The sequence below is a fragment of the Roseivirga sp. UBA838 genome (assembly GCF_002296035.1).
GTDB classification, from domain to species: Bacteria; Bacteroidota; Bacteroidia; order Cytophagales; family Cyclobacteriaceae; genus Roseivirga; species Roseivirga thermotolerans.
Window position 1 is genome coordinate 27,365 of record NZ_DBHC01000036.1, and the last position, 12,913, is coordinate 40,277.

The 12,913-nt window shown below is 43.3% G+C and carries 12 protein-coding genes; 9 read left to right on the forward strand and 3 right to left on the reverse strand.

All coding sequences use genetic code 11. The annotated features are described in order from the left end of the window. Positions 1 to 7 precede the first annotated feature (7 nt). The 3 genes from B3O12_RS12960 (at position 8) to B3O12_RS12970 (ending at position 3,554) form a co-directional block, all read left to right on the forward strand. The gene (locus tag B3O12_RS12960; protein WP_189630884.1) at positions 8 to 595 is read left to right on the forward strand and encodes a TIGR00730 family Rossman fold protein; all 588 of its coding nucleotides are present in this window, start codon (positions 8 to 10) and stop codon (positions 593 to 595) included. 116 nt (positions 596 to 711) lie between these two features. Then, the gene (locus tag B3O12_RS12965) at positions 712 to 3,168 is read left to right on the forward strand and encodes a hybrid sensor histidine kinase/response regulator (protein WP_286756583.1); all 2,457 of its coding nucleotides are present in this window, start codon (positions 712 to 714) and stop codon (positions 3,166 to 3,168) included. Beyond that, positions 3,165 to 3,554, forward strand: coding sequence for a RidA family protein (locus tag B3O12_RS12970; protein ID WP_189630882.1), 390 nt, complete (start codon positions 3,165 to 3,167; stop codon positions 3,552 to 3,554). The genes B3O12_RS12965 and B3O12_RS12970 overlap by 4 nt, the downstream gene beginning before the upstream one ends. Here B3O12_RS12970 and B3O12_RS12975 read toward each other — a convergent pair. Beyond that, entirely contained in the window at positions 3,541 to 4,188 is a 648-nt protein-coding gene (locus tag B3O12_RS12975; RefSeq protein ID WP_229838698.1) for an NUDIX hydrolase, read from the reverse strand. The two genes, B3O12_RS12970 and B3O12_RS12975, sit on opposite strands and share 14 nt — an antisense overlap. A gap of 89 nt (positions 4,189 to 4,277) precedes the next feature. On the opposite strand from B3O12_RS12975, the gene B3O12_RS12980 reads away from it, so the two are divergent. The 3 genes from B3O12_RS12980 (at position 4,278) to B3O12_RS12990 (ending at position 6,692) form a co-directional block, all read left to right on the forward strand. After that, a complete protein-coding gene (locus tag B3O12_RS12980; protein ID WP_286756584.1) occupies positions 4,278 to 4,937 on the forward strand; it encodes a DUF4159 domain-containing protein in 660 nt (219 codons plus the stop codon). Positions 4,938 to 5,018: 81 nt separating this feature from the next. Next, entirely contained in the window at positions 5,019 to 5,399 is a 381-nt protein-coding gene (locus B3O12_RS12985; protein WP_189630880.1) for a BlaI/MecI/CopY family transcriptional regulator, read from the forward strand. Continuing rightward, entirely contained in the window at positions 5,400 to 6,692 is a 1,293-nt protein-coding gene (locus B3O12_RS12990; protein ID WP_286756585.1) for a M56 family metallopeptidase, read from the forward strand. Here the strand turns inward: B3O12_RS12990 and B3O12_RS12995 are convergent. Continuing rightward, on the reverse strand, positions 6,689 to 7,174 hold the full coding sequence (locus tag B3O12_RS12995) for a hypothetical protein (RefSeq protein WP_286756586.1): 486 nt from the start codon (positions 7,172 to 7,174) through the stop codon (positions 6,689 to 6,691). The genes B3O12_RS12990 and B3O12_RS12995 overlap by 4 nt on opposite strands. 179 nt (positions 7,175 to 7,353) lie before the next feature. On the opposite strand from B3O12_RS12995, the gene smc reads away from it, so the two are divergent. The 3 genes from smc to B3O12_RS13010 all read left to right on the forward strand — a co-directional run bounded on the left by smc (position 7,354) and on the right by B3O12_RS13010 (position 12,428). Next, positions 7,354 to 10,884 carry a chromosome segregation protein SMC gene (gene smc, locus B3O12_RS13000; RefSeq protein ID WP_286756587.1) on the forward strand — a complete coding sequence of 1,177 codons (3,531 nt, stop codon included), beginning with the start codon at positions 7,354 to 7,356 and terminating at the stop codon, positions 10,882 to 10,884. A gap of 84 nt (positions 10,885 to 10,968) precedes the next feature. Continuing rightward, a complete protein-coding gene (locus B3O12_RS13005; protein WP_286748129.1) occupies positions 10,969 to 11,589 on the forward strand; it encodes an SGNH/GDSL hydrolase family protein in 621 nt (206 codons plus the stop codon). After that, the gene (locus B3O12_RS13010; RefSeq protein WP_286756589.1) at positions 11,586 to 12,428 is read left to right on the forward strand and encodes a cyanophycinase; all 843 of its coding nucleotides are present in this window, start codon (positions 11,586 to 11,588) and stop codon (positions 12,426 to 12,428) included. The genes B3O12_RS13005 and B3O12_RS13010 overlap by 4 nt, the downstream gene beginning before the upstream one ends. Here the strand turns inward: B3O12_RS13010 and B3O12_RS13015 are convergent. After that, positions 12,425 to 12,862 carry a BLUF domain-containing protein gene (locus B3O12_RS13015; protein WP_189630874.1) on the reverse strand — a complete coding sequence of 146 codons (438 nt, stop codon included), beginning with the start codon at positions 12,860 to 12,862 and terminating at the stop codon, positions 12,425 to 12,427. The genes B3O12_RS13010 and B3O12_RS13015 overlap by 4 nt on opposite strands. Positions 12,863 to 12,913: the final 51 nt, after the last annotated feature.

Here is a 12,913-nt window from a genome sequence, read left to right on the forward strand (position 1 = left end):
GTAGAAGATGCAAAAAATCAAGAAGGTTTGTGTGTATTGCGCTTCGAGCGAAAAAATTGACACGAAGTATTTCGAAGCTACCAAAGTGGTGGCCAAAGCCTTGGTGAAAAACAACACTACAGTGGTGTATGGCGGTGGTGCCCGAGGGCTTATGGGTCAATTGGCCGATACTATTCTGGAAGAAAAAGGCAGAGTAATTGGTATTATGCCTCATTTTATGAAAGAGGTAGAGTTTCATCACAAAGATGTCAATGAGTTTATTTTTACTGCCGATATGCACGAGCGCAAAAAACAGTTTATGGTTGGTGTAGATGCACTCATTACCTTACCCGGAGGTTGTGGAACCTTTGAGGAACTCATGGAGGCCATAACCCTAAAACGCCTGGGCATTTTTACAAAACCAATAGTCATTCTCAACCTGGACGGGTACTACGATCCCTTGCTTAACATGCTTAACAAGGCTATTGAGGAAGGTTTTATGGGAGAAAGACATAGAGAAATCTGGACTGAATTTACAGACCCGGCTAAAGTGCTGGAAGCTATTCAAAGCAGCGCACCCTGGTCGAACGATGCAATTAAATTTGCGCAAGCATAATTTGTGCAATTGCTTCATCTTAAAATTCATAATTGTAATTTGCAGGCCAGAAAGAATCTAGCACTTTACTAGATCTATTGATGAGGTTAGTCAAATTACTGTACTTAATTACATTCATGCTACTATGGGGGGCTTCAACCCCTTTAATAGGCAAGCCGGCTTTTTTCAATAACCTCCACATTTTTAATGAGCACAAAAGCCAGACACTGGATCCACAGCGTATTTTGGTCTACACCGATGAAACCAATAGCCTGGATATTGACGATATCCGGAACATGGCCCCCGAAGACTTTCTGGAAAGCAGTTTTATTACACGCTTTAATAAAGAAGGTACTTACTGGCTGTATTATCAGGTGCAAAACCGATCGAACGAACGGTTGAGTCACTTACTGCGAGGAGGAAGCAACCCTTTCGAAACCTATTACATTCTCATAGACAGTGTAATGACTGAGCAGCGAACGGGCTATAAGTTTGCTGCCAAAAGTAGGAGCATACCACAAGGTTATACCACCAAGGTACTGTTGGACATTCCCCCGCAAAAAACTGCTCATGTGTATGTGAAAGTGCAGAGTGCCGATAACATGCCCATAGACCTTAGGGCCAGCCTTGAGCCTTATTTGGAATGGACTAGGAAGAAAGAAAGCATTAACCTTTTCGAAGGGATGTTTAGCGGATTGTTGCTGGTAATCATGCTCATCTCCTGCTTTCTTTTTGGCTACACCAAGCAAAACGTCTTCATCTACTTTGCCTTCTATGCCCTGCTCAATTTTATCTATTTTCTGCAGGTATATGGTATTATAGAAATTTGGTTTCACCCGGAAACGCCAGACCCACTACCCATTTTGTGGGTGCTACCTATACTGAGCGCAGCAGCCTATTTTATGTTTGCTAAAGAGTTTCTCGAACTCCGAAAAACACACCCGCAATGGAACAACACCCTCATATGGGTGAGCCGGACTGCTTCCCTGGCCTTTATTTTGGTGTGCGTCTATTTTTGGATAACCAGAGACATTCACAACAGCGTTGAGATAATGATCTACGCCATGATAGTGTTGGCCGTTTTTGGCATTGTGTTCCTCATTGCCATTAACAGAAAGTCTACACTCATTATCAGGTACTTTACTCTTGGCACTTTTCTTATGTTATTAGGAGTACTTATTTCGGCTATTTCTCGAGCCACCGGTATCTCTAACGATGTGCCGGTTTATGTTCAGGCAGGGCTAATTGTAGAACTCATTGCTTTCTCGCTGGGCATAAGTCATAAACTGAAACGCGATTACGAAAATCATGAAATAACTCAGCGGTCGCTTATTTTACAATTAAAGAACAACGAACGCCTACAACTCAACATCAACCAGGAACTCACCGAATTGGTAGCTGCCCGAACTCAGGTAATCAAAAAACAAAACAAGGCACTGGAAATTGCTCGCGAAGAGGCAGAAAGAGCCACTAAGGCTAAGTCGGAATTTCTTTCTGTAATGAGCCATGAAATTAGAACCCCGCTCAATGCCATTATCAGCCTGAGCCACATCATGGAAATGGATAATGAAGATGCAGAAATGCAGGAATACATCGATGCACTGAAATTTTCTGCCGAAGGCTTGCATTCACTCATCAACGATGTGCTCGATTATAATAAGATTGAAGCCAACAAACTGGTGTTGGAGTCTATTGAGTTCTCCATAATAGACCTACTACGCAACATTCGCGATAGCTTTAAATACAAAGCGAGAAGCCAGGGAATAGACTTACTCGTAGAAATTGGTGAGCATATGCCGGACAGGGTGATTGGCGACCCCACGCGTCTTACTCAAATCTTTAACAACCTTATTGGTAATGCCATCAAATTCACACATGAGGGGCACGTACACATTAAAGCCAGCCTGGAAGGTCTGAAAGACGATGTGGCCACCGTAAACTTTGAGGTTAATGATACGGGTATTGGAATACCCAAAGACAAGCTGAAAACGATTTTCGAAGAATATGAACAGGCTGGTAATGAAACCACAAGACAGTATGGCGGTACAGGTTTAGGACTTTCCATTACTCAAAAATTGCTTCGCCTCATGCAAAGCGAAATACGTATTGAATCGGCCGAAGAAGAAGGCACCCAGCTCTCCTTTAGTGTGTCTTTTAAAATCAATCAGGCTTTTGACATGGTCAATCTTCAGGATCAAACCCGCGACAAAGACCTGAAACAGAAGAAGGTTTTGGTAGTGGATGATAACGACATGAACAGGCTGGTACTTAAAAGGCTGTTGGTTAACTGGAACGCCCAGTTTGAGGAGGCCAGCGATGGACAAATAGCCGTAGAGAAGTGTAAGCAAAACGAGTACGACCTGGTGCTAATGGACATAGAAATGAAACCTCTTTCGGGTTTTGCTGCGGCCGAACTTATCCGAAAGATTGAGATTAAGAACAGCACCACCCCACTCATTGCCATGAGCGGCTACCTTACTTCAGAGTTTGAAGAAGAGTTCTCCAATTCGCCCTTTCTTACTCTTGTACAAAAACCATTCGAACCCAACGAGTTGTACCGAAAGATTTTAAAACACATTGTAAATAAGTCATGAGTAAAAGAACAAACTACAGCAGTGGAAGCCCCTGGGAAGACGTTGTAGGCTACTCAAGAGCTGTGCGGGTGGGCAACGTAGTTGAAGTTACCGGCACTGTAGCCGATGACAAAGGCGAATTGGTTGGCGGAAACGATCCTTACTTACAAGCCAAATTTGCCCTGCAAAAGATACGAGGCGTTTTAGAACAAGCCGGTGCCCGTATGGAAGACGTGGTGCGTACGCGCATGTTTGTTACCGATATTACACAATGGGAAGCCATCGGAAGGGCACATCAGGAAGCATTCGGCCATATAAAACCCTGCACCACCATGGTTCAGGTTTCACGGTTTATTGATGACAAGTACCTGGTTGAAATAGAAGCCACAGCCATTATTTCCGAATAAGCTGCTCCATTATGGCGGCTAGCTCACTAAGCATCATAGCCGTGGCACCCCATACCACCTCGCCATGCACATCGTAGTAGGGAGAATGAATGGTGAATGGTGGGAATTTCATGGTTTTAACTTTCCGCTGTTCCTCGTTGTACAGTACATCCAGCGACATGGGCAACACGCGCGCCACCTCTATGGGATCAGGAATGAAGTTTGGTTTTTCGTATACCACCCCAATGGTTGGCAAAACTTTAAAGTTACTGGCAATAATAAACAACTCAGACAAGTGCCCCAGTACTTCAATTGCCGATTGCGGAATACCAATTTCCTCTTCTGTTTCTCGGAGTGCCGTGTGCGTTAGGTCTATGTCCATAGGTTCCCAGGCTCCACCCGGAAAACTTACCTGACCGCTATGGGTGCCATTATATACCGGCCTTTTCATTAAAGGAACATGAATTCTTCCTTCATCAGGGTACAGAAGCACCATTACTCCACCCTTTCTGGGTGGCCTTTCCGGATTTTCATTAAAGCGTCTTTCGTCTATGGGCCGCGGGGCCATTTCTACTTGCGCCTTTTTGCCCGGCAGAGGTTCGGCCAACCGCAGTTTCAATTGCTCCACAAAACTTTCAAAACCTTTACGGGTCACTTCCTAAACTATTACTGGTTTTTGATGCTGTAAAATAATAAACTGTACCTCTAATTAATCGTTCCAAGTAAAGACAACTCCAAAAATTCATGCAAAAGACAATTGGTCTTCTTTTTATCCTTCTATTGAGTGTTAATGCCTATGGGCAATCAGAGCCACTCAAAATAGCAAAACTTCAATATGGAGGTGGTGGCGACTGGTATGCCAATAAAACGGCTCTGCCCAATTTGGCCAAGTTTTGTAATGAACAACTGGGTACCAACATCGATGAGCGCGATGCGGTGGTGCAAGTTGGCAGCCCCGAACTCTTCGACTATTCATTTATATATATGACCGGGCATGGCAATGTAGTTTTTAGTGCTTCAGAAGCCGAAAACCTCCGAAAATACCTTACCTCGGGGGGCTTTCTCCATATTGATGATAATTATGGTCTTAATGCCTACATCAGACTAGAGATGAAAAAGGTATTTCCAGAGCTTGAATTTGTGGAACTACCACACGACCACCCGGTGTATAAGCAAAAGTTTGAGTTTCCGCAGGGGCTACCCAAAATTCACGAGCACGATAACAAACCCGCCCAGGGCTTTGGCTTGATTTATGAGGGCAAACTGGTGTGCTTCTATTCCTATGAGTCGGATTTAGGCAATGGCTGGGAAGACCAACGGATTCATAACGACCCGGAAGAAGTAAGAAGAAAAGCCCTGCAAATGGGAGCCAATCTTATAGCTTATGCCTTTACTCAACTCTAAAAAAATAAACTAACCTATTAGTTTGAAAACTACCCGGATAGTTGTATAATTGATCATTATGTATGTAACAATGTTTGCGATATGAAGGAATTAACTAAGGCTGAAGAGCAAGTGATGCAGATACTGTGGGAAATAGAACAAGGCTTTGTAAAAGACGTTTTGGCCAAAATGCCTGAACCCAAGCCCGCATACAACACGGTATCTACCATAATAAGAATATTAGAAAAGAAAGGATTTGTAGGCTACAAAGCTTATGGAAAAACCCATGAGTACTTTCCTATAGTAGACAAGAAGTCTTATAGCAACTTCTACTTAAAGAACTTTTTAGGAGGCTACTTTGGAGGATCGTTCCAAAAATTGGTGTCCTTCTTTGCCAAAGAAAATGAAATGGATATTCAAGACTTTGAGTCTTTGATGAAGCACGTAAAAAGTGATTTGGACACTGAAGAGCAAGAACAATAAATGAAAAAGCACCCAACAGTAGAACTATTGGAATCGCTCAATGAAGGAGTGATCTACCTGATTGAATCAGCCACTTGTTTGGCTATTCTCTATCTGCTATATCATTTCTTTTTCAGAAACGATAAAAGCTTTCAATACAACCGGTTCTATCTGTTGGCTGCCCTATTCTTGTCAGTGTCTTTCCCTCTCATGGAATTTTCTTACGACCCTGCAACCACTCCGGGGTTCTTCAATTCCATTCATCAGTTTGGCAACGGAGTAGGTAGCGAACCAATCATTGAAGCCGAAAAGGCCTACTCCTATACAATTACGGCCCAATCGGAAAGGCCCTTCTTACTATGGTGGGAAGCACTGCTTATGCTCTATGTTACAGGCGCTGTATACGGCTTGCTGAAACTCTTTATTCAAATACGCTCTTTCAAAGAGGTAATTTGGTATAAACGACATAACACTCGGTTTAAAGACAACTATTTTCTGGTGAGTACCGATGGCACTATGCCCACCTTCTCTTTCTTCAATTACCTTTTCTGGGACAATTCTCAGGAGCATACCGAGGAGCAAAAAGAGCAAATAATCGCTCACGAAAGAGCTCATATTGACCAAAAACACTCCTTTGACATCATATTCATTGAGGTATTAAAGATTATTTTTTGGTTCAACCCGCTCGTGTATCTGTACAAGCAACTGCTAGAGGAAGTTCATGAGTATGCGGCAGACCATGCTGTGGTGAGCAAAACCGGTCATAGCCAGTACGCGCACTTGCTGGTTTCTACGGTGTTCAATAAAATGGGACTTAAATACGGTAGCTACTTCGGTAAAAATAAAACCCTCAAGCGGTTAGACATGATGAAGAAAGTAGCCCGAACCAACTACATGAAACTGCTCATCCCCGTACCAGTGATGGCCTTGTTGTTCTTTATTTTCTCTTTTGAGGCACTTCCTGTAGAACAGGTAAATGTAAAAAACTACACCATAGAACCATTAGCCAATAGCATGCAGGAAGTTCCTATGCCCGAAATTGGCATTGAAAACTGGAAGCAGATGCTGGAAGAAAGCATTGAGTATCCTGAAGCAGCCAAGGTAGCCAACACTGAAGGAGAAGTTTTAGTATCGTTTGAGGTAAACCAATTGGGTGCTATTCAAAACCTAAAATTCCACAACCGCCTGGGCTTCGATACTGAAAAAGCTATTATTAATGCGCTCCAGCGCTCCAGCCGATGGAAACCCGCTAAAGCCAACGGCAATGCCGTTACTTCAGTGATCAAACTGCCAATTGAGTTTAAAAAGTCTTAGTGGTACTTTCTTCGGAATATTTCTGAAGCTACAAAGGCCTTCTTTACATCGTCCAAGTTTTCAAACATAGTAGCATAAGAAGACTCCGTTTGTTCCTCTTCTTCCTCTAACTCATATCCTTTTAGATGATCGCTGGTTTTTGATCGTATGCGCTGAACCTCTAATTCAGCTTCCCTCTTCCTTTGAGCAGACTTTTCCTGGGCAATTTCATAAACCGAACGCCTGCTTTGCGAAGCATTTTCTACAACCACGGGCTTTACCGGCTCAACTATTGGTTCAGGATCTTTCTGAGGCTGCTGGCCTGTAAACTCGGCCAATAATTCCTCGAAAGTAGGTCTTCGCTTATTCGATTCCCTGGGCTCATAGGCCTCTTGCTCACCTCTTTGGTTTGAACGCTTCTTCTTGTTTTTACTGCCCGACTGAACAATAAAATAGATTATCGCCAAAACAATGTAAAGTAAGGTACCGAAGTCGAAATCCATGCCAATAGCAAAGCTAGCAAATTGGGGCAAATATGCCAGAGACAACTACAAAAGCCATGCAGCATACAAAGCCACCCTGGCCAACGAAACTCTCTGCATTTTTTTACGCATTACCACTGAATTGTCGGTGTTAATTTTAATTTTGCTAGCTACTCTAATTTTTTGAGGCATATCAGTTCATGCAACTTACCAAGCTAGAAATAAAAGGGTTTAAAAGTTTTGGCGATAAGGTCATCATTAACTTCGATGAAGGCATTACCGGCATTGTTGGCCCCAATGGCTGCGGTAAATCCAACGTGGTAGACTCAATTCGGTGGGTTTTGGGCGAGCAAAAAACCCGGATGCTCCGTTCAGAAAAGATGGAGAACATCATTTTCAATGGCACAAAAAAACGCAAGCCCACGCAGCTGGCAGAAGTATCTCTCACATTTAAAAACACAAAAAACCTTCTCCCTACTGAATATACCGAAGTTACGATTACCAGGCGATACTACCGCTCAGGAGAAAGTGAGTACCTGCTCAACGGTATAAGCTGCCGCCTCAAAGACATTACCAACTTGTTCATGGACACCGGTATAGCATCCAATAGCTATGCAATCATTGAACTGAAAATGGTAGACGACATTCTGAACGACAAAGACAACTCTCGCAGAGCTCTTTTCGAAGAAGCAGCCGGTATCTCCAAGTTCAAAACCAGAAAGAAAGAAACCCTCAAAAAGCTGAAAGATACTGACGATGACCTGGACAGGGTTGAAGACTTGCTTTTTGAAATAGAGAAAAACCTTAAGTCGTTGGAAAAGCAGGCCAAGCAGGCCGAGAAGTACTATCGGCTTAAAGATGAATACAAAATTGAGAGTGTTGCGCTGGCCAGAAAAACGGTAGCAGAAAAATCGAACCGCTTCAAACAACTTGAAAAAACCATTCAGCAAGAGCAAGACCGAAAGCTGGAAATCAATCAAATGATCGCCAGCCAGGAAGCTCAGATAGAAAAAGGCAAAACCGACCTCATAACCAAAGAAAAACTACTTGCTTCACGGCAGCGTACCCTCAACGAACATGTCAATAAAATCAGACAGTTTGAGAGCGAGCGCAAGATTAAAAACGAGAGGCTCACATTTCTGGAAGACAAAAGTGATAACCTCCGAGAGCAACTCGAAGCCGACAAAAAAAGCAACGACAGGGCCTCTTTTAGTCTCGAAAGCCTCCAAAACGAACTGGAAGTAGCCAGTAAAGAACTGGGCATCATTGAGCAAGAGGTGCGTTCGCTGGAAAAGATATATGCCGAACAGAAAGAAGTGGCCCAAAATGCTCAACTCGCTTTCGAAGAACAACGCAAGAGTTTCACCTCCAAGAGAGAGCGCCTGTTCAATCTTAAGAAAGACATTGAGATCAAGGAAATTCAGCTCCAAACACTGAAATCGGAGTTTGAAAAGACTGAAACCGATAGTTCGGAACAATCTGAAACGCTCGACCGCTTTGACGAGAAGCTGGCCCTACTGGAAGAACAGCGCGATGAAAAAGGAGCCCTCTTGCAAAAGCGTAAGGCCGAAGAAGAAAGACACCTGAAGGCCATCCAAGACACCAGCGAAACCATAGACATGGTGCGCGATGAAATGACTCAGGTAGGCCGTAAACTCGATAGTAAACGCAACGAATACAACCTTACCAAATCGTTGGTAGAAAATCTGGAAGGTTTTCCGGAAGCCATCAAGTTTCTCAAAAAGAAAGCAAACTGGAATAAGAATGCCCCCCTACTCTCCGACATCATTGCCTGTGACGATAAGTATAGGGTAACCATTGAGAACTATCTGGAGGGCTACATGAACTACTACATAGTAGACACTGAGCGTCAGGCTTTCGAAGCGGTAAATATTCTTAGCGATGCATCAAAAGGCAAAGCCAACTTCTTTGTGCTTGATGCATTCGATAAATATGAAGCTCCTCCTTCCAGACTTTACGATAATGCCATACCGGCTACCGAAATCGTTGAATATGATCCCAAATACAGGCGGCTTATAGGCTACATTCTGGAAAATGTATACATAGTAAAAGGTGGCCCCGGAGATATTCCTATGGATGAGCACGCTATTTTTATTACAGAAAGCGGCAAGTACACCAAAAGAAGATTCAGCGTTTCAGGAGGTTCAGTAGGCCTCTTTGAAGGAAAAAGAATAGGTAGAGCCAAAAACCTTGAAAAGCTTCAAAAAACAATTAAAGAACTCGAAGCCAAAAGCGTTGATATCAAAGATCGGCTCGACCAAAAACAGCAGGAACTGGCCAGACTTAAATCCAACTCTTTTAAATCAGAAATAGAAGAACTTCAGCGCGAATTCAACCTAATCAATGAAGAGTATATTTCCGTAAAAACACGGAAAGAACAGCTCTCTCAAATGCTCTCCAGCCATGCCAATCGCAAAGAAGAAATAGTCAAGGGCATTGAACGACTAACCACTCAGTTAGAAGACCTGCGTCCACAAGTGGAAGATGAAGAAGCTGTTTTTGAGGAAATAGAGGCAAGTATTGCCGAGTTGGAAGCAAGAGCCAAAACAGAGTCTCAACGACTGTCTGAAAAATCACAGGCCTTTAACGATAAGAACATCGTTTTTCATCAAAAGCAAAACCGGGTAGAATCCATAAAGCAGGAAATAAGTTACAAACAAACTGCTTTTGAAAGCAGCAAGCAGCGCATTGCCAAAAACCAGGAAGAGCTGGAGAAAAACGAACTGGAGATAAGAAAACTCATCGATACTTCAGAAAACAATGAGGATGAGCTCATTGCCATGTATGATGAAAAAGAGGCTATAGAAAAAGGAGTAAATGAGGCCGAAAAAGACTACTACGCACAACGAGGCGATATTGATGTAGCCGAAAAAACACTGAGAGAACTACGCCATAAAAGAGAGCTGGCCGATACGCTCATTATGGAACAGCAAAACAAGCTCAATGAAACCAAACTTGAGCTGAGTGCTGTAAAGGAACGGCTGTCGGTAGAGTTTAAAGTAGACCTTGATGCTGTGCTGAGAGAAGAGGCCGAACCTGATGACCGCGCGGTTGAAGAAATTGAACAGGGAGTGCTCAAACTACGCGAAAAAATTGAACGTATTGGCCCAATCAACCCTATGGCCATGGAAGCCTACGATGAAATTAAAGAGCGTCACACTTTCATAACCGAACAAAAGAATGATCTGATTGAGGCCAAAGATTCGTTGTTGCAGACCATTGATGAAATTGACACAGTTGCCCGTGACACCTTCTTGGATGCCTTTGGCAAGATCAAAGAAAACTTTGTCAACGTTTTCCGCTCACTGTTTACTGAAGAAGACGATTGTGACCTGAAACTGGTAGACCCTTCCAACCCGCTGGAGTCTGAAATAGAAATTATGGCTAAGCCAAAAGGCAAACGCCCTCTTACCATCAACCAGTTGTCGGGAGGAGAAAAAACACTAACAGCCACCTCGCTTCTCTTCTCTATTTACCTCCTTAAACCGGCCCCTTTCTGTATTTTCGATGAGGTAGATGCCCCTCTGGACGATGCAAACATTGATAAGTTCAACAATATCATCAAGAAATTTTCAGCCGAATCGCAGTTTATTATTGTAACCCACAACAAACGGACGATGGCTGCTACCGATATCATCTATGGTATTACCATGATTGAACAAGGTGTTTCAAAAGTCGTTCCTGTAGACCTTAGAGAACTGGCCGATTAACAACAAAGGATCAAACCGCCTATGAAAAGTATTTCACTCTGTATTATAGCCTTATTTATGGTCACTGGCTCAACGTTTACCCCCATGAAGAATCAAGAATCTCAACTCCACTATTTGGCCCTTGGCGACTCTTACACTATTGGAGAAAGTGTAGATGAAAACCAACGCTGGCCGGTACAATTGACAAAACGCCTTAATGAGAACGGATTTACCCTTGCCCCACCAAAAATAATTGCCACCACAGGCTGGAGAACCGATGAACTGAAAGCGGCTATTGAAAAAGACGCTGAGCTTTTACCTCAATACGACATGGTTTCGTTGCTAATTGGGGTAAACAATCAATACCAGGGCCGCAGTGTAGAAAGCTTTGCTCCTGAGTTTGAAGAACTACTACAAATGGCTATTGAGCTGGCTGGAGGTAAGAAAAAGCGCGTTTTCGTTCTTTCTATCCCCGATTATGGCAAAACACCTTTTGGGGCTGCCAAAGCTGAGCAAATTGCACGGGAGTTGGATGCCTACAACGAAGTATCTCAACAGATATGCAAGAAATACGGAGTAAAGTATTTCAACATTACTCCTATTTCCAGAAAAGCCGACAAAGACAAGGAACTGGTTGCACCGGATAACCTCCACCCTTCCGGAAAAATGTATAGCCAATGGGTAGACCTGATTGAAAAGGACGTTAAGAAATTGTTGAAGAAATGAGGCGCACTCTGCTCTATGTGTTAGCCCTTAGTGCTTGCCTGCATTTAGTTGGCCAAACCACCGGGCCTGAAAAAGGCCACCTGATTATTGCCGGAGGAGCCCTTGCCGATACCTCCGTATATAATAAGTTTATTGCACTGGCCGGTGGCTCAAAAGCTCATATAGTGGTTATTCCAACCGCAGGAGGCTATGATGTAGACCAAGCGGCTAAAGAGAGAATTACCGCCCAATGGCAACGCAGAGGTGTAGGCAAGGTGAGTATACTCCACACCACCGACCCTAAAATAGCCGATACCGAAGACTTTGCAGCCGTGTTAGATAAGGCAACCGGGGTATACTTTCCGGGAGGACGGCAATGGAGGCTGGCCGATGCTTACCTTGGCACTAAGGTAGAAGGTAAACTGCATGCACTGCTCGACCGCGGAGGCGTCATAGCCGGTTCATCGGCTGGAGCTACCATACAAGGCTCCTACCTTGCCCGAGGAGATAGCAAAACCAATACTATAATGATGGGTGACCATGAAAAAGGCTTTGCCTTTATTGAAAACGTAGCCATCGATCAGCATACGTTGGCCAGAAACCGACAGTTCGACATGTTTGAAATTCTGAAACAATACCCTGATTTACTGGGGCTTTCTATTGATGAAAATACGGCTATATGGGTTCATGGCAATACGTTTGAAGTGCTGGGCCAAAGCTATGTATTGGTGTATGACGGCACACATTGGAATCAGAAGGAAGGCCGATTTGTGAAAAACGCCAACGGGCAAGAGCGGTTTCACCTGCTCAGAAAAGGTGCCCGTTACCATATGTTGAACCGAAGAGTGGAAGGTAACTAAAACATGTGTTGAGCTCCACTGGAAATATTCATCTCGTAAAAAGCTTTCAATATACTTTTGGCTCCGCCTTCTTTTATCACCTCACCAAAATGGAGATCGTCTAGTTTTACATAATCTTCCAACTGGCAAAGATCTTCGTCATGTACCTCTTTGAAGGCCATGGCCCAAGCGCCAAACTCACGCTCTTCAATATCTTCTTCAAAAAGAATAGTCACATTGCGATGACGAACGTCTTTACATATCCTTTTGAACAATCCTTCAACCTCCTTTTTATCGCCCTCAATTACCTGAAGAAAAGTACCATCATGATAAATGAGCAATCCGGAGATTTGTCTTGAATTGTTGTATCGAACACTTTCTTTTAAAATGCTTTTTAATACTTCCTCATTTATCGCGGTATTAGCCGAGCTAGTATAAACCACGCTTTTTAACATAACCCTGAAAATTAATAAACCCTAAAAAGTCTGAATGGCTGAATGCGGAAG

What these genes read in the sequence shown, in the direction of transcription:
- B3O12_RS12960 (WP_189630884.1), top strand. Translation starts at nt 8, where the DNA reads ATGCAAAAAATCAAGAAGGTTTGTGTGTATTGCGCTTCGAGCGAAAAA.
- B3O12_RS12965 (WP_286756583.1), top strand. Translation starts at nt 712, where the DNA reads ATGCTACTATGGGGGGCTTCAACCCCTTTAATAGGCAAGCCGGCTTTT.
- B3O12_RS12970 (WP_189630882.1), top strand. Translation starts at nt 3,165, where the DNA reads ATGAGTAAAAGAACAAACTACAGCAGTGGAAGCCCCTGGGAAGACGTT.
- B3O12_RS12980 (WP_286756584.1), top strand. Translation starts at nt 4,278, where the DNA reads ATGCAAAAGACAATTGGTCTTCTTTTTATCCTTCTATTGAGTGTTAAT.
- B3O12_RS12985 (WP_189630880.1), top strand. Translation starts at nt 5,019, where the DNA reads ATGAAGGAATTAACTAAGGCTGAAGAGCAAGTGATGCAGATACTGTGG.
- B3O12_RS12990 (WP_286756585.1), top strand. Translation starts at nt 5,400, where the DNA reads ATGAAAAAGCACCCAACAGTAGAACTATTGGAATCGCTCAATGAAGGA.
- B3O12_RS12995 (WP_286756586.1), bottom strand. Translation starts at nt 7,174, where the DNA reads ATGGATTTCGACTTCGGTACCTTACTTTACATTGTTTTGGCGATAATC.
- smc (WP_286756587.1), top strand. Translation starts at nt 7,354, where the DNA reads ATGCAACTTACCAAGCTAGAAATAAAAGGGTTTAAAAGTTTTGGCGAT.
- B3O12_RS13005 (WP_286748129.1), top strand. Translation starts at nt 10,969, where the DNA reads ATGAAGAATCAAGAATCTCAACTCCACTATTTGGCCCTTGGCGACTCT.
- B3O12_RS13010 (WP_286756589.1), top strand. Translation starts at nt 11,586, where the DNA reads ATGAGGCGCACTCTGCTCTATGTGTTAGCCCTTAGTGCTTGCCTGCAT.
- B3O12_RS13015 (WP_189630874.1), bottom strand. Translation starts at nt 12,862, where the DNA reads ATGTTAAAAAGCGTGGTTTATACTAGCTCGGCTAATACCGCGATAAAT.